We start from the raw sequence: 19,599 nt of genomic DNA on the forward strand, positions 1-19,599 counted from the left end.
GTCAGCCCTCCTCCGTGAGCAGCGGGTAGACGCCGTTCTCGTCGTGGTCCTCCCGGCCGGTGACCGGCGGGTTGAAGACGCACACGCAGCGGAAGTCGGTCTTCGGGCGCATGGTGTGCTTCTCGTGGCCGTCCAGGAGGTACATCGTCCCGGGCGTGATCCAGTGCGTCTCGCCGGTCTCGTCGTTGGTGAGTTCGGCCTCGCCCTCCACGCACAGGACGGCCTCGATGTGGTTGGCGTACCACATGGAGGTCTCGGTCCCGGCGTAGAGCGTGGTCTCGTGCAGGGAGAAGCCGACGCGCTCCTTGGCGAGGACGATGCGCTTGCTCTCCCAGGTGCCCGACTTGGCCTTGACGTGCCGGTCGGTGCCCTCGATGTCCTTGAACGAGCGGACGATCATGGTGGTGCTTCCTTCTCTCGGTTTCTTCCGGGCTTCGCCGGGTTGTCTCTCGTGAGGGCGGCGGGTGCCGCTCAGGCGGTCTCGCGGACCGCGCGGGCGAGGATGCGCAGGCCCTCGTCGAGGTCCTCGGGGGAGATGGTCAGGGCCGGGAGCAGCTTGACGACCTCGCTCTCGGGGCCGGAGGTCTCGATGAGCAGGCCGAGTTCGAAGGCGCGCGCGGCGACGGCGGACGCCCGCGCGCGGTCGGTGAACTCCAGGCCCCAGACAAGGCCGCGGCCGCGGTAGCGCCCGCCCAGGCCGGGGTGCTCGGCGCAGATCGCGCGCAGCGCCTGCTCGACCTGCTCGCCGCGGGCGTGGGTCTGCTTCTCCATCTGCCCGTCGGTCCAGTAGGCGTTGAGGGCGGCGGCCGCGGTGACGAAGGAGGGGTTGTTGCCGCGGAAGGTGCCGTTGTGCTCGCCGGGCTCCCAGAGGTCGAGCTCGGGCTTGAAGAGGGTGAGCGACATCGGCATGCCGTAGCCGCCGATGGACTTGGAGAGGGTGACGATGTCGGGCGTGATGCCCGCCTCCTCGAAGGAGAAGAAGCCGCCGGTGCGGCCGCAGCCCATCTGGATGTCGTCGACGATCAGCAGCATGTCGCGGCGCTCGCACAGCGCGGCGAGGGCGCGCAGCCATTCGGGGCGCGCGACGTTGATGCCGCCCTCCCCCTGCACGGTCTCGACGATCACGGCGGCGGGGGTGTTGAGGCCCGAGCCCTGGTCCTCCAGGAGCCGCTCGAACCACAGGAAGTCCGGGACCTGTCCGTCGAAGTAGTTGTCGAACGGCATGGGCGTGCCGTGCACCAGCGGGATGCCGGCCCCGGCGCGCTTGAAGGCGTTGCCGGTGACGGCGAGCGAGCCCAGCGACATGCCGTGGAAGGCGTTGGTGAAGGAGACGACCGACTCGCGGCCCTTGGCCTTGCGGGCCAGCTTGAGCGCGGCCTCCACGGCGTTGGTGCCCGTCGGGCCGGGGAACATCACCTTGTAGGGCAGGTCGCGCGGCCGGAGCACGACGTCCTGGAAGGTCTCCAGGAAGGCGCGCTTGGCGGTCGTCGCCATGTCCAGGCCGTGGGTGACGCCGTCGTGTTCGAGGTAGTCGAGCAGGGCGCGTTTGAGCACGGGATTGTTGTGGCCGTAGTTGAGCGCGCCGGCGCCGGCGAAGAAGTCGAGGTAGGTGTGGCCGTCCTCGTCGTACATCCGGCTGCCCTGGGCGCGGTCGAAGACGGCGGGCCAGCTGCGGCAGTAGCTGCGCACCTCCGACTCCAGGCTCTCGAAGACGCTCAGTGCGGGCGGGGTGATGGTCACGGCAACTCCAGGAAGGGCGGGGGTGGTGGCTCGGGGGTGGTCAGGCCGCGAGGGGGCCGATGCGGTGCAGCACCTCGGGGGCGTGGCCGCCGTCGGGGAACAGGCCGTCGTCGAAGAGCACCTCGCGCTCGACGGGCGCGCCGTGGCGCTCGGCGAAGGAGGCGAACAGCCGGTTGGACGCGGTGTTGTCGGGCGTGACGGTGGTCTCGACACCGCGCACGCCCAGCTCCCGGGAGACCCGGGCGACGAGGCCGTCCAGCAGCGCGGCGGCCAGGCCCCGGCCGCGGTGCGCGTGGTCGACGGCGACCTGCCAGACCACGAGCGTGTGGGGCCGGTCGGGGCGGACGTAGCCGGTGACGAAACCGGTCGGCTCCCCGTCGGCGCCGCGGGCCACGGCGGAGGTGGCGGCGAAGTCGCGGCACCACAGCAGATAGCTGTACGAGGAGTTGAGGTCCAGCGCCTTCGAGTCACGGGCGATCCGCCAGATCGCGGCCCCGTCCTCGACGCGCGGGGTGTCGAGCGTGAGCCCCTCCGGCATTTCCGGGAATTCACTGCGGGCACGTACAAGGTCTGCTTGTGCGGCGGTCATGCGGAGTGAATTTACCGAGGTGAATCGAAAAATGCATGGGGGTGTGGTCTTTACCGGCACGGCGGTCCCGTGTTATCGCGCGAGCGTGGGCGGGCGCGAGCCACCCCGAAACGACGCCGATTTGTCGGCTATTACCGGACACTCCGGGCGGAATTGTGGGGTCGGTCACAGGAAAGATCCACCCGCTCGGACGCCAATAAAATTCGCGCGTTTAGGGTCAGGGCATGGGGGCAGGCGAAGGCAGGGAATTTGCATTCACGTATATACGGAGGGGAAATCGGGACCGCAGACCGCGCCGAATACGGAAACAGCCCGCCGGCCGGGGCCCGGGGCCGCGTTCCGGCGGCCCCGCCGCGCCGAACACGCCCCCGAATACAGTGATCCCATGAGCGACAGCGGAGTGCTGCACATCAAGGGGCGCGTGCTCACCGGCCCGGACCCCGACCACGGGACGCGCGACGAACTGTGGGCCGTGGACGGCAGGATCACCTTCGACCGGCCGACGGGGACACGCGACGTCACCACCCTCGAGGGGTGGGTGCTCCCCGGCCTCGTCGACGCCCACTGCCACGTGGGGCTCGACGCCCACGGGCCGGTCGACGGCTCGACCAGCGAGAAGCAGGCGACGACGGACCGCGACGCCGGCGCGCTGCTGCTGCGGGACGCGGGCTCCCCCTCCGACACCCGGTGGATCGACGACCGCGAGGACCTGCCGCGCATCATCCGCGCGGGCCGCCACATCGCCCGCACCCGCCGCTACATCCGCAACTACGCGCACGAGATCGAGCCCGAGGACCTCGTGGCCTATGTGGCGCGCGAGGCGCGGCGCGGGGACGGCTGGGTCAAGCTCGTCGGCGACTGGATCGACCGCGAGACGGGCGACCTGTCGCTGTGCTGGCCGCGCGGCGCGGTGGAGGCCGCCATCGCCGAGGCGCACCGGCTGGGGGCGCGGGTCACGGCGCACTGCTTCGCCGAGGAGTCGCTCGCGCCGCTGGTGGAGGCGGGCATCGACTGCGTCGAGCACGCCACGGGGCTGACGGAGGAGACGATCCCGCTCTTCGCCGAGCGGGGCGTGGCGATCGTGCCGACGCTGGTCAACATCGCGACGTTCCCGGCCCTCGCGCGGGGCGGCGAGACGAAGTTCCCGCGCTGGGCCGACCACATGCGCCGCCTGCACGCGCGGCGCTACGCGACGGTGGGCGCGGCGTACGACGCGGGCATCCCCGTCTACGTCGGTACGGACGCGGGCGGTTCGCTCGCGCACGGCCTGGTGGCCCAGGAGGTCGCCGAGCTGGTCAAGGCGGGGATCCCGGCGACGGCCGCGCTCGACGCGGCGTCCTGGGGCGCACGCTCCTGGCTCGGCCGCCCCGGCCTGGAGGAGGGCGCGCCGGCGGACCTGGTGGTCTACGGAAGCGACCCCCGCGAGGACGTCAGGGTGCTCGGCGCACCGCGGCGGGTGGTGCTCAGGGGGAAGGTGGTGCGGTAGCCGTGCGCGGCGGATGCGCCCTCGAAGTGCCGCCGATGGGCCGGATGTGGTGCGCGTCGACGATCACGTGCACCATGTCCAGCCCGTCCGGCGTATGAGGACGCTCCCCCGGACTTCGTCCGGGGGGACCCCTCGCCGGGCCGGCCCTCAGCTCGCCGACGCGCAGTCGTGGACCACCGCGGCCAGGCGGGGCGTCTCCGGGGCCGCGCCGCCGGGGAAGGCGAAGCGGCGGCGGTTGTAGCCGAAGGCGAGGGCGCGGCTGGGGTCGGCGAAGGCGACCGACCCGGCCGCGCCGTTGTGCCCGAAGGACCGCCCGCCCAGGAACGGGAAGGCGGTGTCCGAGACCGCCGCGAAGCCCAGGCCGAAGGCGTTGTGCTGACGCAGGACCAGGTCGTGGCCGACCGAGTGGACCTGGGCGAAATCGGCGGCCGTGGCGGGCGTGAGCAGCGGCTCCTTGCCGTCGACGCTGCTGATGGCCGCCGCGTAGAGCCGGGCGAGGCCGCGGGCGGAGGCCATGCCGCCGACGGAGGCGGGGCCGCCCGCGCGGATGACACGGGAGTTGGGCAGCGCCTCCAGCACGGTCGGCACGGCGTGGTTGAGGTTGAACGCGATGCCCTTGAGGCTCTCCGGTCCGCCGGCGACCTCCTGAAGGGCGCGCTTCTGCTCGGGCGTCGGGTCCATCGGCTGGGTGTCCAGCACCCGGTGCTCCTGGTCCTCGGGCAGGCCCATGTAGAAGTCGATGCCGTACGGGGCGCGGACGCGCGTCTCGTAGAACTCCTGCATGGTCAGCCCGGTCACGCGGCGCACGACCTCGCCGGTGAGGGCGCCGATGACCAGGCCGTGGTAGCCGAAGGCGGCGCCCGGCCGCCAGTGCGGGCGCTGCGCGGCCAGCCGCTCGGCTATCACGCGGTCGTCCGCGAGCTCCTCCAGGGTGAGCCCGCCGTCGACGCCGGCCAGGCCCGCGCGGTGGGCGAGCAGCTCGCGCAGGGTGATGCGCCCCTTGCCCTCGGCGGCGAACTCGGGCCAGTAGTGGCTCACTTCCCGGTCCAGGTCGAGGGTGCCGTCCTGGACGAGCATCGCCACGACGAGGTGGGCGGCGCCCTTGGTGGAGGAGAAGACCCCGGTGAGGGAGTCGGCCTCGATGCCGGGACCGCCCCACAGGTCGACGACCTGATGGCCGTCCACATAGGCGGCGAGCTGCGCCGAGTGCCCCTCGCGCTCCTCCGCGAGGGTCGCCTCGAACTCCTCGCGCACCGCTTCGTAGCCCTTGGCGACAGTCCCCTGGGCGATGGCACCGTTCGGCATGTGTACTCCTTGCGGATCGGGGTTGGGCGGATCCTGTGTGGGTGTGGAGCAGCGCCGGGCGCCGGGTTATTCCGCTGACCTGCGAAAAGGCGTCTTCTTCCGGCCGGTTCCACGAGCGCGGGCCGAAACAGGGGGTGGATCCGGGGTGCTTGACCCCATCCGTCCCCCTCCCTAGCGTGACCGCATGCCGACCGCTCCCACCGTCCTCGTCACCGGCGCCGCCGGAGGCATCGGCACCTTCCTGCGCGAACTGCTCCCCGGATACGGCCACAGGCTGCGCCTGTTCGACCGGCGCCCGGTCGAGGGCGAACCGGACGCCGTCACGGCGGAGCTCCACGACGGCGAGGCGCTGCACGCGGCCATGGCGGGCGTCGACGCGGTCGTCCATCTCGCGGGGATCCCGGTGGAGGCACCCTTCGAGGAGATCCTGCACGCCAACATCGAGGGCACGTACCGCCTTTACGAGGCGGCGCGGCAGGAGGGCGTCCGCCGGGTCGTCCTCGCGTCGAGCAACCACGCCGTCGGCTTCACCCCGGTCCCGGCCGAGGGCGCGCCCCCGATCCCCGTCACGACGCCGCACCGCCCGGACACCTTCTACGGGCTCTCCAAGTGCTTCGGGGAGGACCTCGCCGCCCTCTACTGGCACCGGCACGGGATCGAGTCGGTCTGTCTGCGCATCGGCTCCTGCTTCCGCGCGCCGTGGGCCGTGCGCATGCTGTCCACCTGGCTGAGCCCCGGCGACTGCGCCCGGCTGACGCACGCGGCGCTGACGGCCGAGGGGGTGGGGCACACGGTGGTCTACGGCAGCTCCGCCAACTCCCGCCTGTGGTGGGACCTGTCGGGCGCCCGCGCGCTCGGTTACGAGCCCCAGGACGACTCGGAGCCGTACGCCGCCGAGCTCCTCGCGGCGGAGGGCGAGGGCCCGCGGCCCGGCGACGCCTGGCTCGGCGGGACCTTCTGCACGGACAGCCCGCCCACCAGGAAGCACTGACCGCGGCCGGGCGGGAATCCGGCGTTCGGTAATGGAACCGCAAAGCGCGGCCACTCGTTACCCGGGACATGACCGCTATGACACCCGGCTCGAACATCCCACTGGCCGTCACGCGCGTGACGGTGGACGTCACCGCACCGGTGCGGCTCGACGTTTCGGGCCTGCTGCTCACCGCCGACGGCAAGGTGCGCTCCGACGACGACTTCGTCTTCTACAACCAGCCCAGCGGGCCGGGCGTGACCCACCGCGCCGCGTCCGCCGGCTCGCCCGACTCGATCACCGTGGACACCGGCGCGGTGCCGGACGGCATCGAGAAGATCGTGGTGACGGCCAGCCCGGACGCCGCGGGCGCGACCTTCGCGGGCACCGAGCCGACCGCGACGGTGCGCAGCGCGGACGACGGCTCCGTGCTCGCCACGTTCACCCCGCCGCGGCTGGGCTCGGAGACGGCGCTGGTGGTCGTCGAGGTCTACCGCCGGGCCGGCGCGTGGAAGGTGCGCGCGGTCGGCCAGGGTTACTCGAACGGCCTGGCAGGCATCGCCACGGACTTCGGGGTGAGCGTGGAGGAGCCGGCCGCCCCGGCGCAGCCCGTCGCCCCGCCGGCCGCCCCGCCCGTGCCCGCGCAGGCGCCGCCCGCGGGCCAGTGGGGCGCCCCCGCTGCCCCGGCCGCCCCCCCGGCCCCCGCCGCGCCGCCCGCCTTCCCGCCCGCGCCCGGCAAGATCAACCTCGACAAGGGCCGGGTCAGCCTCCAGAAGAACCAGACGGTCTCCCTCGTCAAGGGCGGCAAGCCGCTCGCCCGGTCGGTGCGGATGGGGCTCGGCTGGGAGCCCGCGTACGGCAGCCGGGCCATCGACCTCGACGCCTCGGTCATCGCCTACGGCCCCGACCGCAACATGATCGACGCCTGCTACTTCGGCAAGCTCCAGATCCTCAACGGCGCGATCCAGCACTCCGGTGACAACCTCACCGGCGAGGGCTCGGGCGACGACGAGTCGATCACCGTGCACATGGAGGGCCTGCCGCCCGAGGTGACCGGCCTGGTCTTCACCGTCAGCTCCTTCAACGGCCAGAAGTTCACCCAGGTCGCCAAGGCGTACTGCCGCCTGCTCGACGCCCGTACGGGCGAGGAGCTGGTGCGCTTCGACCTGACGGGGGCCGAGGCGAAGACCGGTGTCCTCATGTGCAAGTTCATCCGGCAGTTCTCGGGCGAGTGGGAGATGACGGCTCTCGGGGAGTACGTGAAGTCAAAGACGGTGCGCGACCTGGTCAAGCCCGCCGCCCAGGCCCTGTGACGCGGCCGTCGGCAGCCCGGCGAGGCGGGCCAGCCGGCGGTAGGAGGCGAACAGCGCCTCCCGGTCGTGGGAAGCGGTGGTGACCAGCACCTCGTCGGCGCCGCTGCGCTCGATCAGCGAGTCGAGCGCAGCGGCCACCTCGTCCTCCGTGCCGTGGATGTGGCCGCGCAGCCCGGCCTCGTAGAAGCCGCGCTCCCGGTCGGTCATGGCGAGGGAGTCGATCTCCTCGGCGGAGGTCAGCGGCGGGAAGACGCCGTGCGTACGGGAGTGGGCCAGTGCCCACGCCTCGGGCATCAGCAGGCGGCGGGCCCGCTCGGTGGTCTCCGCCACGGCCACGTTGCCCGCGACGACGACATAGGGGCGGTCGCGCAGGGCGGAGGGGCGGAAGGCGGATCGGTAGCGGGCGATGGCCGAGAGCGTCTTCTCCTCGCCGTTCAGCCCGCCGATGACCAGCGCCGCACCGGCCTCTGCGGCGAGCTCGGCACCCGCTCCGTTGGCGAGGACGAACATGGGCACCCGCAGCCCCTCCGCCGGGCGGGCGTGGACCTCGGGGTGAGCGCGGGGGCCGCCGGTGAAGTAGGCCGTGAGCTCGGCGAGCTGCGTGCCGAACTCCCCCATGGCGTCCTTGTCCGTGCCGAGCGCCCGGCGGATGCCGTCGGTGAAGCCCACGGAGCGGCCCAGGCCCATGTCGATCCGGCCCGGGAAGAGGGACTCCAGCACGCCGAACTGCTCGGCGACCACCAGGGTGCGGTGGTTGGGCAGCATCACCCCGCCGGTGCCGACCCTGATCCGCGACGTCGCGGCGGCGACGGCCGCGGCCAGCACGGTGGGGGCGGAGCCGGCCACTCCGGGCACGCTGTGGTGTTCCGACACCCAGAAGCGGTGGTAGCCGAGGGCCTCGGCGTCCTGGGCGAAGCGGACGCTTTCGCGGAGGGCTTCTCCTGGTTCATGCCCTTGTCGCGTCCGCGACCGGTCGAGAACGGAGAAGGGGGTCTTCCTGATACGCGCGCTCACGTCGGCTTCAACAGCGGTGACGCCGGAAGATTCCCGCCGGTGACGCCTGCGGCGGGCTTTTCCCCTACCCGCCCCTTCCCGGCTGCGTCTGATGTGCGGCTCCGCCGCGTGGGGGGCTCCGCCCCAGACCCTGGCGGTGGACCGGTTGGTGCCTGCGGCGCTTTGTTCCCCTGCCCCGCCCCTTCCCGAAACTGGGGAGACCCCAGACCCCCTGACCGCGCTTCGCGCGGTGTCCTCGAACGCCGGACGGGCTGATTTCAGCCCGTCCGGCGTTTGAGGACGCGCCCGAAGGGCGCTCCCGCCGCAGGCGGCAATGGGCCCGCAGGTCGGGGTCTGGGGCAGCGCCCCAGTTTCGGGAAGGGGCGGGGCTGGGGAACAAGCCCGCCGCAGGCGAACCACCGCACCCGGCGAACCCACGGATCCACCCCAGGCCAAGGCCACCGCCTAACGGCGAGACCGCGCCTTGAACGCCGCCTTGCGCGCTTCCTTCGCCGTCTTCTTGTCCGGATGCAAGCGCCCCATCGCCTCCAGGACATCCGCGGTAGCGGGGTGGTCCACCCGCCACGCCGAGTCGAAGAAGCCGCTGTGCCGGCCCACCAGGTCCGTCACCAGGTCGCGCAGTTCGTCCGAGTCGCCGTCGGCCGCCAGCTGTGCGGCGATCGTGTCGACGGTCAGCCAGAAGACCATCGTCTCGTCGGGCTCGGGGATGTCCGCCGCGCCGTGCTCGGCGAGCCAGACCCGGGCGAGGCCGCCGAGCTCGCGGTCGTCGAGGACCTCGCGCAGGGCGGGCTCGGCCTCCGGGCCGAGGAGGGAGAGAGTCTGCTGGCAGGACAGCCGGCGGCGCGGCGCCTCGTCGTCCGCCCCGCGCGCGGCGGCGACCAGCTCGCGGGCGGCGTCGAGCGGCGCGCGGCGGGCCAGCCACTGCTCCGTCTCGGCGCGGGCGGCCGTGCCGGGGTGGCCGGGGAGCGCGGCGAGGAGGACGTCGGCGCTCTCCTCGGCGAGGTCGCCGACGGCAGGGGCGTCGATCCCGGCGTCGATCATCCGGGTGCGGACGGCGTGGACGCCGAGCGGGGTGAGGGTGACCAGGCCGTAGCGGCTGACGTCCTCGTCCTCCGGGCTGTCGGAGTCCACTCCGTCGACGGACTCGCGGATGTGCCCCTCGCCGTCGACCTCCTCGATGAGGGCCTCGTCGACGGGCTTGTACTCCACGATCCCGGTCGGCGCGAGCATCCGGAACTGGTCGTCCAGGCGCATCATCGCGTCGGAGACCTCTTCGAGGACGTCGTCGGTCGGCTCGTCCATGTCATCGGGGACGATCATCGAGGCGGCGAGCGCGGGCAGCGGCACGGGGCGCTCGGCGGCGCTCTCGTCCAGCGCGGTCAGCAGATAGAGGTTGCCGAGTACGCCGTCGAGGAAGTCGGCCTCCTCCTCGGGGTTCCAGTCGAGGGAGTCGAGGTCGATGTCCCCGCCCTCGGAGATCTGGTCGACGATGTCGCCGAGGTCGGGGGCCGCGGCGTCGGCGAGGACGTTCTCCACGCCGCCGAGCCAGAGTTCGAGGATGTCGGCGGGGCTGCCGGAGGTGAGGGTCTCCATCTCCTCGCCCACGGTGGCGATGCCGGAGGGCTCGTCGGGGTCGGCGTCCGCGGGCTGGTCGGCGAGCGGGGCGGCGTCCACCAGCCCGGTGTCCAGCGCGTGCTGCCACGCCTCGGCGGCGTAGGCCGAGCCGTCCTCGTCGTCGGTGAGCCCCAGGAGCTCGGTGGCGGTGCGCAGCTGCTCGGCGAGCAGCTCGCCGCCCGCACCGACCGGGATGCCCTTCTCGCCGGCCCAGCGGGCGAGCCGCGCGGCACGGGTCAGCAACGGCGTGGACAGCGCGTCGCGCGCGAGCTCCGCGTCGGAGTGAAGCCGCACCGGCGGCATGGTCGGGCGGTCTCCGGACATCAGGGGGGTCATCTCCTCGTCGTGAACAGGCCGCGCCGCGGTCGTCCGGCGCGCGATGACCAAGCGTAGACGGGATTTCCCCGGTGCCGCCCGGTTCATCGCCCCGACGGCTGCCGTACACCCGCGGAACCTTGACAACTGCCGTGACCAGGCAGGACATTGACGCGCGTAGATCCGTCCGGCCCGCCCGGACACGCTCGGCCGCGCGCCTTCCGCGCCGGCCCGCCCGTCCCTCACCTCTCCCGGAGGCCCTCGTGCCCGCTCGCCGCCCTCTGCTCAGACCCCCGACGGTCGTGTCCGTCGTCGCCGCCGCGCTCGCCGCCGGACTGCTCGCCGCGCCGCAGTCCGCGAGCGCGGCGGAGGTCCGGATCCACGACATCCAGGGCACGACCCGGATATCCCCGCTCGCGGGCCGGCAGGTGAGCGGGGTGCCGGGCGTCGTCACGGCCGTACGCGCCTTCGGCTCGGCGCGCGGCTTCTGGTACCAGGACCCGCACCCCGACGCGAACCCCGCGACCAGCGAGGGGATCTTCGTCTTCACCGGCTCGGCCACGCCGGACGTCAAGGCCGGTGACGCGGTGCTCGTCTCCGGCACCGTCTCGGAGTTCTATCCCGGCGGGGAGGACGCGGGCCTTCAGTCGGTCACCGAGCTGACCAAGGCCACCTGGACCGTCACGTCCTCCGGCAACGCCCTGCCCGCCGCCGTCGTGCTCGACCCGGCGACGCTGCCCCGGCGGTACGCGCCCGACGCCCGCGGGGGGTCCGTCGAGAAGCTGCCGCTGAAGCCGGGCACGTACGCCCTGGACCGGCTCGAGTCGCTGGAGGGCATGCGCGTCTCGGTCGAGGACGCGCCCGTCGTCGGCCCGACCAGCGCGCACAAGGACCTGTGGGTCACCGCGGCTCCGGCGCACAACCGCACGGCGCGCGGCGGCACCCTCTACGGATCCTACGGTGACCCCAACTCCGGGCGGGTGAAGGTGTCTTCGCTCATCCCGTACGCGCAGCGCCCCTTCCCGGTCGCGAACGTCGGGGACGTGCTCGCGGGCACCACCGCCGGGCCGCTGGACTACGACAACTTCGGCGGCTACACGCTTCAGGCCACCGAGCTCGGGACGCTCGCCGACAAGGGGCTGAAGCGCGAGACGACCCGCAAGCAGAAGAGCGGCGAGCTGGCCGTGGCCACGTACAACGTCGAGAACCTCTCCCCCAGGACCCCGCAGGCGAAGTTCGACCGCCTGGCGTCGGCCCTCGTCACCAACCTCGCGTCGCCCGACATCGTCGCGCTCGAAGAGGTGCAGGACAACGACGGGCCGACGGACGACGGTGTCGTGGACGCCGGGCAGACGCTCAAGAAGCTCACGGACGCGATCGCGGCGGCGGGCGGCCCGTCCTACCAGTGGCGGCAGATCGACCCGGTGAACGACCAGGACGGCGGCCAGCCGGGCGGCAACATCCGCACTGCCTTCCTCTTCAACCCCGCGCGCGTCTCCTTCGACGACCGGCCCGGCGGGGACTCCACCACGGCCGTCGAGGTCGTCCGCGAGGGCGGCAAGGCCGCGCTCTCCGCCTCCCCGGGCCGCGTGGCGCCCGCCGACGAGGCCTGGAAGAACAGCCGCAAGCCGCTGGCCGGGCAGTTCACCTTCCGGGGCAAGCGCGTCTTCGTCGTCGCCAACCACTTCAACTCCAAGGGCGGCGACCAGGGCCTCGACAGCCGCTTCCAGCCCCCGGCCCGCACCTCGGAGGTCCAGCGGACGCGGCAGGCGAAGCTCGTCAACGCCTTCGTCAAGCGGCTGCTGGCGGCCGACAGCCAAGCGAACGTGATCGTCGCGGGCGACCTCAACGACTACCAGTTCTCCCCCGCCCTCAAGGCGCTCACCGCGGGCGGCGCCCTCACCGACCAGGTCACGAAGCTCCCGAAGAAGGAGCGCTACGGCTACGTCTACCAGGGCAACTCCCAGGTCCTCGACCATGTGCTGACGAGCCGTCATGTCAGTCGCACGGACTACGACATCGTGCACATCAACGCGGAATTCGCGGACCAGGCGAGCGACCACGACCCGCAGGTGCTGCGCTGGACGCCTTAGCCGCGCAGCCCCGTTTCGGTTCCGAGGGTGCCGCCCCGCACCACCGCTGCGCGGCGGTGTCCTTAATCGCCGGACGGGCTGGATGTGGCTGATGCCGCGATAGATGACCCGCTGGCCGATCAGTCACGGTGAGCACATCAGGCATGATCATCTGAGCTCCGGCTCTGCCTGGGGCCCGGCCCTCACCGCAAGCCATCCGGCGCTTGAGGACACGCGGCGCAGCCGCGTCCGGGGTCTGGGGCGGAGCCCCAGTTTCGGGAAGGGGCGGGGTAGGGGAAAACACCGGCCGGTCACCGGCACCCGCATCGAGCCCGAGACCGTGCTGCGGCTCGCGGAGCACCCGCGGATCGCCGGGGTCAAGGACTGCGCCTACGACCTGCTCGGCAGCTCGAAGGTGATCGCCGAGACCGGGCTCGCCTACTACTCCGGCGTCGAGGAACTGATTCTTCCGCTGCGCGCGGTCGGTGGCGTCGGCTACGTCAGCACGGTCGCCAACGTCGCGGGCCCGGCCGTGGCGGCGGTCCTGGACGCGTTCGACCGCGCGGACACGGCGGAGGCCACCCGCCGCCACCAGCGGCTCCTGCCCCTGGTCCAGCTGATGATGGCCGCCGGCCTGCCGGGCACGGTGACGGCGAAGGCCCTGCTCAACGCTCTGGCCCTGCCGGGCGGCCCGGTCCGGGCGCCGCTACGGATGGCGGACGCGGACCGCACGGCGGAGCTGGTGGCGGCGTACGCCGCCCTGTAGACCTGCGCGCGGTACCGCGATCACATCAGCCACTCCAGCCCGTTGGGGCCCCCGGACGAAGTCTGGGGGCCCCAACGGCGCTCACCGCCGCAGGCGGCACCGCGCCCGAGCACCGCGCCTCAGTTGTGGCTGTGCAGCGCCTCGTTCAGCCCGCCCCACGAGCCGGAGCGCGGCAGGGCCTCGACGCGGCCCGTCGTGGAGTTGCGGCGGAAGAGGAGGTTGTTCACGCCGGAGAGGTCCAGCGCCTTGACGACCTCGCCGTCCGGCAGGGTCACGCGCGTGCCCGCCGTGACGTACAGACCGGCCTCGACGATGCAGTCGTCGCCCAGCGCGATGCCGATGCCGGCCTCGGCGCCGAGCAGGCAGCGCTCGCCGATGGAGATGATCTGCTTGCCGCCGCCGGACAGGGTGCCCATGATCGACGCGCCGCCGCCGATGTCGGAGCCGTCGCCGACGACGACGCCCGCGCTGATCCGGCCCTCGACCATGGACGTGCCGAGCGTGCCGGCGTTGAAGTTGACGAAGCCCTCGTGCATGACGGTGGTGCCGGGCGCGAGGTGCGCACCGAGGCGGGCCCGGTCGGCGTCGGCGATGCGGACGCCGGAGGGGGCGACGTAGTCGGTCATGCGCGGGAACTTGTCGATGCTGGTCACCGACAGGTGCAGGCCCTCGGCGCGGGCGTTGAGGCGGACGGTCTCGACCTGGTCGACGGCGACGGGGCCCAGCGAGGTCCAGGCGACGTTCGCGAGCAGGCCGAAGATGCCGTCCAGGTTCTGGCCGTGCGGCTTGACCAGGCGGTGGGAGAGCAGGTGCAGACGGAGGTAGGCGTCGTGCGCGTCGAGCGGCTTCTCGTCCAGCGAGGCGATGACCGTACGGACGGCGACGACCTCGACGGCGCGGCGCGGGTCGGGCCCGACGGCCTTGAGGACGGCCTCGCCCAGCAGCTCCGCGGCGCGCTCGGCGGTCAGCCGCTCGGTCCCGGCCGGGCCGGGCTCGGCGACCAGCTCGGGGGCCGGGAACCAGGTGTCGAGGACGGTGCCGTCCTCGGTGATCGTGGCGAGGCCGGCGGCGACGGCGCCGGTGGGGGAAGCAACTGCATCGGTCATGGTCGAAAGCTAACCGGACACAGCCGCTCAATGCGAACCGGCCCCACCGACGATCACCGCGGCGGGCCCACGCACGGTGGCGGCGCGGTCACCCACCGATGGGCCGAGTTGGGCCATTGTTGACCAATTCCGAGGCGAACGCTGGCAGTTGTCGACCGTATGGTCTGCCGCATGTCCCCCGATCCCACGCGGAAGCCCGCGCTGCCGGTGCTTCCCTACCGCAAACCCACCCCAGGCCGGGACTACTGGGTGCTGGACGACGTGCTCCCCGGCGTCGACGCCGTCCGGGAGCGCTGCCTCGCGAAGGACGACTGGGTCGAGGGGTATCCGCACAAGCCCGAGAGCTGGCCCGGCATGCGGACCATGCCGGGGCTCGAACCGGACGAGCTGGACCGCGTGGAGCGGCTGGTGCGCAAGGCGACCGGTGCCCGGCGGATCTGGATGGAGACGGCGCCCGGCGGCGGGACGCTCAACCACAACTGCGTCCAGGTCGTGGGCAAGGGCGAGTCCGAGCCCCGCCCGCACACCGACTCACGCTCCCTGTGCCGCTACGCCGCGGTGCTCTACCTCAACCCCCACGTGCCCAAGGACTGCGGCACCAGCTTCTACCGGCAGCAGCTGCCCGGCGGCAGGCTCGGCGGCAACATGGTGACGGCGCCGCACAACAACCTCGTCGACGCCCTGGGCACCCGCTTCGTCCCGCCGGACTCCTTCACCGAGGACGTACGCGTCCCGCACCGCTACAACCGGCTGCTCCTCTACACCGCCAACATGATGCACAGCGCCACCGGCTACTGGGGCAGCACCCTGGAGGACAAGCGCATGACGGCCGTCTTCTTCTGGATGGCCTGACCCACCGCGCCACACAGCAGCAGCCCGCCACCTGACCGGGTCGGGTGGCGGGCTGCTGCGGCAAGCGCGGTCGGGCGGTCTCAGACGTTGAAACCGAGCGCCCGGAGCTGCTCACGGCCGTCGTCCGTGATCTTGTCCGGGCCCCACGGCGGCATCCAGACCCAGTTGATCCGGAGCTCGTTGACGATGCCCTCGGTGGCCGACTTCGCCTGGTCCTCGATCACATCGGTCAGCGGGCAGGCCGCCGACGTCAGGGTCATGTCGAGGGTGGCGATATTGGCGTCGTCGACATGAATGCCGTAGATGAGGCCGAGGTTGACGACGTCGATGCCCAGCTCGGGGTCGACGACGTCGTACAGCGCCTCGCGCACCTCCTCCTCGGAGGCCGGCTTCGTCGTCACGTCCACGTTCTCACTCATGCGGTCTTCCCTTCGGACAGCGCCTTCGCCGTCGCGTCCTTCCACGCCATCCAGCTGAGCAGCGCGCACTTCACCCGCGCGGGGTACTTGGAGACGCCGGCGAACGCGACCGCGTCCTCCAGCACCTCCTCCATCGCGTCGTCCGGCTCGAGCCGGCCCTTGGACTGCATCAGCTCCAGGAAGGTCTCCTGGATCCGGCGGGCCTCGTCGAGATCCTTGCCGACCAGCAGCTCGTTGAGGACCGAGGCGCTGGCCTGGCTGATGGAGCAGCCCTGGCCCTCGTACGAGACGTCTTCAATCGTCTCGCCGGAGAGCCGGACCCGCACGGTGATCTCGTCGCCGCACGTGGGATTGACGTGGTGCGCCTCGGCGTCACCGGGCCGCAAGCCCCGCCCGTGCGGGTGCTTGTAGTGGTCCAGGATGACGTCCTGGTACATCGAATCAAGCTTCACAGTCAGCAGCCTCGATCGTCAGCCGAAGAAGTTCCGGACGTGCTCCAGGCCCTCGACCAGCGCGTCGACCTCGCCGGGGGTGGAGTACAGATAGAACGACGCCCGGGTGGTCGCGGGAATTCCGTACCGCAGGCAGACGGGCCGCGCGCAGTGGTGGCCGACGCGGACGGCGATGCCCTGCTCGTCGAGCACCTGGCCGACGTCGTGGGGGTGGATGTCCCCGAGGGTGAAGGAGATCGTGGCCCCGCGGTCCTCGGCCGTGGTGGGGCCGATGATGCGCAGGTCGGGGACCTCCTGGAGCCTGCGGACCGCGTATTCGGTGATCGCGTGCTCGTGGCGGGCGATGTTCTCCATGCCGATCGCCGAGAGGTAGTCCACCGCGGCGCCGAGGCCGACGGCCTGGGCGATCGGGGGCGTACCGGCCTCGAACTTGTGCGGCGCGGGGGCGTAGGTCGAGGAGTGCATCGAGACGGTCTCGATCATCTCGCCGCCGCCGAGGAAGGGCGGCAGGTCCTCCAGGAGCTCCTGGCGGCCCCAGAGGACGCCGATGCCCGTGGGCGCGCACATCTTGTGGCCGGTGAAGGCCACGAAGTCGGCCTGGAGCGCCTGGACGTCCAGCACCATGTGCGGGGCGGCCTGGGAGGCGTCGACGACGACGAGCGCGCCGACCTCCTGGGCGCGGCGCACGATCGCCTCGACCGGGTTGACCGTGCCCATGATGTTGGAGACCAGCACGAAGGAGACGACCTTGGTCTTCTCGGTGATGATCTCGTCGATGTTGGACAGGTCGAGCCGGCCGTCGTCGGTGAGGCCGAACCACTTCAGCTTCGCGCCGGTGCGCTGCGAGAGCAGCTGCCAGGGCACGATGTTGGAGTGGTGCTCCATCTCCGTGATGACGATCTCGGTGTCGTGGTCCACGCGGTAGGGCTCATCGGCCCAGCCGAGCATGTTGGCCACGAGGTTGAGCGACTCGGAGGCGTTCTTGGTGAAGATCACCTCGTCGCGGCTGGGCGCGTTGATGAAGGCCGCGACCTTGTCGCGGGCGCCCTCGTAGAGCGCCGTGGCCTCCTCGGCGATCGTGTAGACGCCGCGGTGGACGTTGGCGTTGTGGCGCTCGTAGTACGCGTTGAGCGCGTCGAGGACCTGCCGCGGCTTCTGCGAGGTCGCCGCGGAGTCCAGGTACACGATCTTCTTGCCGTCGTGGACCGTGCGGTCCAGGATCGGGAAGTCCTTGCGGATCGCGTCGGTGTCGAGGAGCCCCGGCAGTATCGTCACGCGGTTACGCCGCCCTTCGTCTGGTAGGCCTCGTAGCCCTCGTTCTCCAGCTTGTCGGCCAGCTCGGCGCCGCCGGACTCGACGATGCGGCCGCCGGAGAAGACGTGGACGAAGTCGGGCTTGATGTAGCGCAGGATGCGCGTGTAGTGCGTGATCAGCAGGGTGCCGACCTCACCGGTCTCGCGGACGCGGTTGACGCCCTCGGAGACCTGGCGCAGCGCGTCGACGTCCAGGCCGGAGTCGGTCTCGTCGAGGATCGCGATCTTCGGCTTGAGGAGCTCCAGCTGGAGGATCTCGTGGCGCTTCTTCTCACCGCCGGAGAAGCCCTCGTTGACGTTGCGCTCGGCGAAGGCGGGGTCCATGTTGAGGCGCTCCATGGCCTCCTTGACCTCCTTCACCCAGGTGCGCAGCTTGGGGGCCTCGCCGCGGATGGCGGTGGCGGAGGTGCGCAGGAAGTTGGAGACCGAGACGCCGGGGACCTCGACGGGGTACTGCATGGCGAGGAAGACGCCGGCGCGGGCGCGCTCGTCGACGGACATCTCCAGGACGTCCTCGCCGTCGAGGGTGACGGTGCCGCCGGTGATCGTGTACTTCGGGTGCCCGGCCAGGGAGTAGGCCAGGGTCGACTTGCCGGAGCCGTTGGGGCCCATGATGGCGTGGGTCTCGCCCTGCTTCACGGTCAGGTCGACGCCGCGCAGGATCTCCCGGGGGCCGTTCTCGGCCTCGACGGAAACGTGCAGGTCGTGGATCTCAAGCGTTGCCATGGGGAACTCAGGACTCCTGGGTGACGGAGACGAGCACGTCGTCCCCTTCGATCTTGACGGGGTATACGGGGACGGGGCGCGTGGCGGGCAGCCCCGAGGGCTTGCCGGTGCGCAGGTCGAAGCTGGAGCCGTGCAGCCAGCACTCGATGGCGCAGTCCTCCACCTCGCCCTCGGACAGCGAGACGTTCGCGTGCGAGCAGATGTCGTTGATCGCGAACACCTCGCCCTCGGTGCGGACGAGGGAGACCGGCGTGCCGTCGACCTCGACCCGCTTGGGGGTGTCCTCCTCCAGCTCGCTCAGGGCGGCCACCTTCACGAATGCGCTCATGCCACCGACGCTTCCAGCTCGGCCTCGATCTTGGCGATGAGGCGCTCCTCCAGGTCGGGGAGGCCGATCTGCTGGACGAGCTCGGCGAAGAAGCCGCGGACGACCAGGCGGCGGGCCTCGTCGGCCGGGATGCCGCGGGCCATCAGGTAGAAGAGCTGCTCGTCGTCGAAGCGGCCGGTCGCCGAGGCGTGGCCGGCGCCGACGATCTCGCCGGTCTCGATCTCCAGGTTGGGCACGGAGTCGACGCGGGCGCCGTCGGTGAGGACGAGGTTGCGGTTGAGCTCGTAGGTGTCCGTGCCCTCGGCCGCGGCGCGGATGAGGACGTCGCCGATCCACACCGCGTGGGCGCCGTCGCCCTGGAGCGCGCCCTTGTAGGCGACGTTGCTGCGGCAGTGCGGGGTGTCGTGGTCGACGAAGAGGCGGTGCTCCTGGTGCTGGCCCTCGTCCGTGAAGTACAGGCCGTAGAGCTCGGCCTCGCCGCCGGGGGCGGCGTAGACGACGCGGGGGTGGAGGCGGACCAGGTCGCCGCCGAAGGTGACGATCACGGACTTGAAGGAGGCGTCGCGGCCCACCAGCGCGGTGTGCTGCGCGGCGTGCACGGCGGTGCCGTCCCAGTCCTGGACGGAGACGACGGTGAGCTTGGCGCCGTCGCCGATCACGTACTCGACGTTGGCCGCGAGCACCGCGTCACCGGTGTGGTCGAGGACGACGACGGCCTCGGCGAAGGCACCGAGCTCGACGACCTGGTGGCCGAAGGCCACGCCGCCCTCTCCGTGCACGGAGATGCGGACGGGCTCGGTGAGCACCGTGTCCTTCGGGATCGAGACGACCGAGGCCTTCTCGAAGGAGCTGTACGCCTGGGCGGCGACGCGGTCGACCGGCTTGCCGGCGCGGCCGAGGCGGGCGTCGTCCCGGCCGACGGTCTCGACGGTGACGCCCTCGGGGGCGCTCACCTCGACCTTGACGCCGCCGCCGTCCGCCACCGCGGTGCCGTCGTGCAGGCCACGGAGGCGCTCCAGCGGGGTGAACCGCCACTCCTCCTCGCGGCCGTGCGGCACGGGGAAGTCCGCGACGTCGTACGAGGCGGGGGCGCTGACGCGCGCGTCGATGGGCTGCTGGGGCCCGCCCACCTGGATGGCGCCGTCGGTCGTGCTGCCGGCGGGAGTGTTGTCAGCCATGGCTGTCGTCGTGCTCTCTTCCTGTCACAAAAGGGGTCGCT

General features: G+C 71.9%; 18 protein-coding genes and 1 pseudogene. 6 read left to right on the forward strand and 13 right to left on the reverse strand.

Annotation, left to right across the window (positions count from 1 at the left end):
• Position 1: 1 nt before the first annotated feature.
• The 3 genes from ACFY1P_RS23090 to ectA form a co-directional block, all read right to left on the reverse strand.
• A complete protein-coding gene (locus ACFY1P_RS23090; RefSeq protein WP_361530853.1) occupies positions 2–400 on the reverse strand; it encodes an ectoine synthase in 399 nt (132 codons plus the stop codon).
• Between the two features lie 71 nt (positions 401–471).
• Entirely contained in the window at positions 472–1,740 is a 1,269-nt protein-coding gene (ectB, locus tag ACFY1P_RS23095) for a diaminobutyrate--2-oxoglutarate transaminase (protein ID WP_361530856.1), read from the reverse strand.
• Between the two features lie 40 nt (positions 1,741–1,780).
• On the reverse strand, positions 1,781–2,329 hold the full coding sequence (ectA, locus tag ACFY1P_RS23100) for a diaminobutyrate acetyltransferase (protein ID WP_390751739.1): 549 nt from the start codon (positions 2,327–2,329) through the stop codon (positions 1,781–1,783).
• 385 nt (positions 2,330–2,714) lie between these two features.
• On the opposite strand from ectA, the gene ACFY1P_RS23105 reads away from it, so the two are divergent.
• Complete coding sequence (locus tag ACFY1P_RS23105) at positions 2,715–3,815, forward strand: amidohydrolase family protein (protein ID WP_390751740.1); 1,101 nt, start codon at positions 2,715–2,717, stop codon at positions 3,813–3,815.
• A 147-nt stretch (positions 3,816–3,962) separates the two neighbouring features.
• On the opposite strand, the gene ACFY1P_RS23110 is transcribed toward ACFY1P_RS23105, so the two are convergent.
• Entirely contained in the window at positions 3,963–5,120 is a 1,158-nt protein-coding gene (locus tag ACFY1P_RS23110) for a serine hydrolase domain-containing protein (RefSeq protein WP_390751741.1), read from the reverse strand.
• 184 nt (positions 5,121–5,304) lie between these two features.
• Between ACFY1P_RS23110 and ACFY1P_RS23115 the strand changes: the two genes are divergently transcribed.
• Positions 5,305–6,111: an NAD(P)-dependent oxidoreductase gene (locus ACFY1P_RS23115; protein WP_361530868.1), complete on the forward strand. Its 807-nt coding sequence runs from the start codon at positions 5,305–5,307 to the stop codon at positions 6,109–6,111.
• A gap of 77 nt (positions 6,112–6,188) precedes the next feature.
• On the forward strand, positions 6,189–7,403 hold the full coding sequence (locus tag ACFY1P_RS23120) for a TerD family protein (RefSeq protein ID WP_390751776.1): 1,215 nt from the start codon (positions 6,189–6,191) through the stop codon (positions 7,401–7,403).
• Here ACFY1P_RS23120 and ACFY1P_RS23125 read toward each other — a convergent pair.
• Both ACFY1P_RS23125 and ACFY1P_RS23130 read right to left on the reverse strand, forming a co-directional pair.
• Positions 7,356–8,417 (reverse strand): MsnO8 family LLM class oxidoreductase, encoded by a 1,062-nt coding sequence (locus ACFY1P_RS23125; protein ID WP_390751742.1) that lies wholly within the window; start codon positions 8,415–8,417, stop codon positions 7,356–7,358. The genes ACFY1P_RS23120 and ACFY1P_RS23125 overlap by 48 nt on opposite strands.
• A 444-nt stretch (positions 8,418–8,861) precedes the next feature.
• The gene (locus ACFY1P_RS23130) at positions 8,862–10,355 is read right to left on the reverse strand and encodes a hypothetical protein (protein ID WP_361527899.1); all 1,494 of its coding nucleotides are present in this window, start codon (positions 10,353–10,355) and stop codon (positions 8,862–8,864) included.
• Positions 10,356–10,609: 254 nt separating this feature from the next.
• Between ACFY1P_RS23130 and ACFY1P_RS23135 the strand changes: the two genes are divergently transcribed.
• Together ACFY1P_RS23135 and ACFY1P_RS23140 are read left to right on the forward strand one after the other, a co-directional pair.
• On the forward strand, positions 10,610–12,439 hold the full coding sequence (locus ACFY1P_RS23135; protein ID WP_390751743.1) for an endonuclease/exonuclease/phosphatase family protein: 1,830 nt from the start codon (positions 10,610–10,612) through the stop codon (positions 12,437–12,439).
• A 292-nt stretch (positions 12,440–12,731) separates the two neighbouring features.
• Positions 12,732–13,184 (forward strand): annotated as a pseudogene (locus tag ACFY1P_RS23140) (dihydrodipicolinate synthase family protein); the annotation flags it as partial.
• A gap of 119 nt (positions 13,185–13,303) precedes the next feature.
• Here ACFY1P_RS23140 and dapD read toward each other — a convergent pair.
• Positions 13,304–14,290, reverse strand: coding sequence for a 2,3,4,5-tetrahydropyridine-2,6-dicarboxylate N-succinyltransferase (gene dapD, locus ACFY1P_RS23145; protein ID WP_390751744.1), 987 nt, complete (start codon positions 14,288–14,290; stop codon positions 13,304–13,306).
• 171 nt (positions 14,291–14,461) lie between these two features.
• Here dapD and ACFY1P_RS23150 point away from each other — a divergent pair, with 171 nt between their 5' ends.
• Entirely contained in the window at positions 14,462–15,142 is a 681-nt protein-coding gene (locus ACFY1P_RS23150; RefSeq protein ID WP_361527907.1) for a DUF6445 family protein, read from the forward strand.
• Between the two features lie 80 nt (positions 15,143–15,222).
• Here the strand turns inward: ACFY1P_RS23150 and ACFY1P_RS23155 are convergent, their stop codons facing one another.
• Genes ACFY1P_RS23155 through sufD form a run of 6 tightly spaced genes read right to left on the reverse strand, consistent with a single transcriptional unit; the run spans position 15,223 to position 19,558 of the window.
• Positions 15,223–15,561, reverse strand: coding sequence for a metal-sulfur cluster assembly factor (locus ACFY1P_RS23155; RefSeq protein ID WP_361527909.1), 339 nt, complete (start codon positions 15,559–15,561; stop codon positions 15,223–15,225).
• A complete protein-coding gene (sufU, locus tag ACFY1P_RS23160) occupies positions 15,558–16,013 on the reverse strand; it encodes a Fe-S cluster assembly sulfur transfer protein SufU (RefSeq protein ID WP_361527911.1) in 456 nt (151 codons plus the stop codon). Before sufU ends, ACFY1P_RS23155 begins: the two co-directional genes overlap by 4 nt.
• Positions 16,014–16,031: 18 nt before the next feature.
• The gene (locus tag ACFY1P_RS23165) at positions 16,032–17,288 is read right to left on the reverse strand and encodes a cysteine desulfurase (protein ID WP_361527913.1); all 1,257 of its coding nucleotides are present in this window, start codon (positions 17,286–17,288) and stop codon (positions 16,032–16,034) included.
• Positions 17,285–18,052 carry a Fe-S cluster assembly ATPase SufC gene (sufC, locus tag ACFY1P_RS23170; protein ID WP_361527915.1) on the reverse strand — a complete coding sequence of 256 codons (768 nt, stop codon included), beginning with the start codon at positions 18,050–18,052 and terminating at the stop codon, positions 17,285–17,287. The genes ACFY1P_RS23165 and sufC overlap by 4 nt, the downstream gene beginning before the upstream one ends.
• A 7-nt stretch (positions 18,053–18,059) precedes the next feature.
• Positions 18,060–18,380: a non-heme iron oxygenase ferredoxin subunit gene (locus ACFY1P_RS23175; protein ID WP_361527917.1), complete on the reverse strand. Its 321-nt coding sequence runs from the start codon at positions 18,378–18,380 to the stop codon at positions 18,060–18,062.
• On the reverse strand, positions 18,377–19,558 hold the full coding sequence (sufD, locus tag ACFY1P_RS23180; RefSeq protein WP_361527919.1) for a Fe-S cluster assembly protein SufD: 1,182 nt from the start codon (positions 19,556–19,558) through the stop codon (positions 18,377–18,379). Before sufD ends, ACFY1P_RS23175 begins: the two co-directional genes overlap by 4 nt.
• Positions 19,559–19,599 lie beyond the last annotated feature (41 nt).

The sequence above is a fragment of the Streptomyces sp. NPDC001407 genome (assembly GCF_042895325.1).
In the GTDB taxonomy this organism is placed as follows: Bacteria; Actinomycetota; Actinomycetes; order Streptomycetales; family Streptomycetaceae; genus Streptomyces.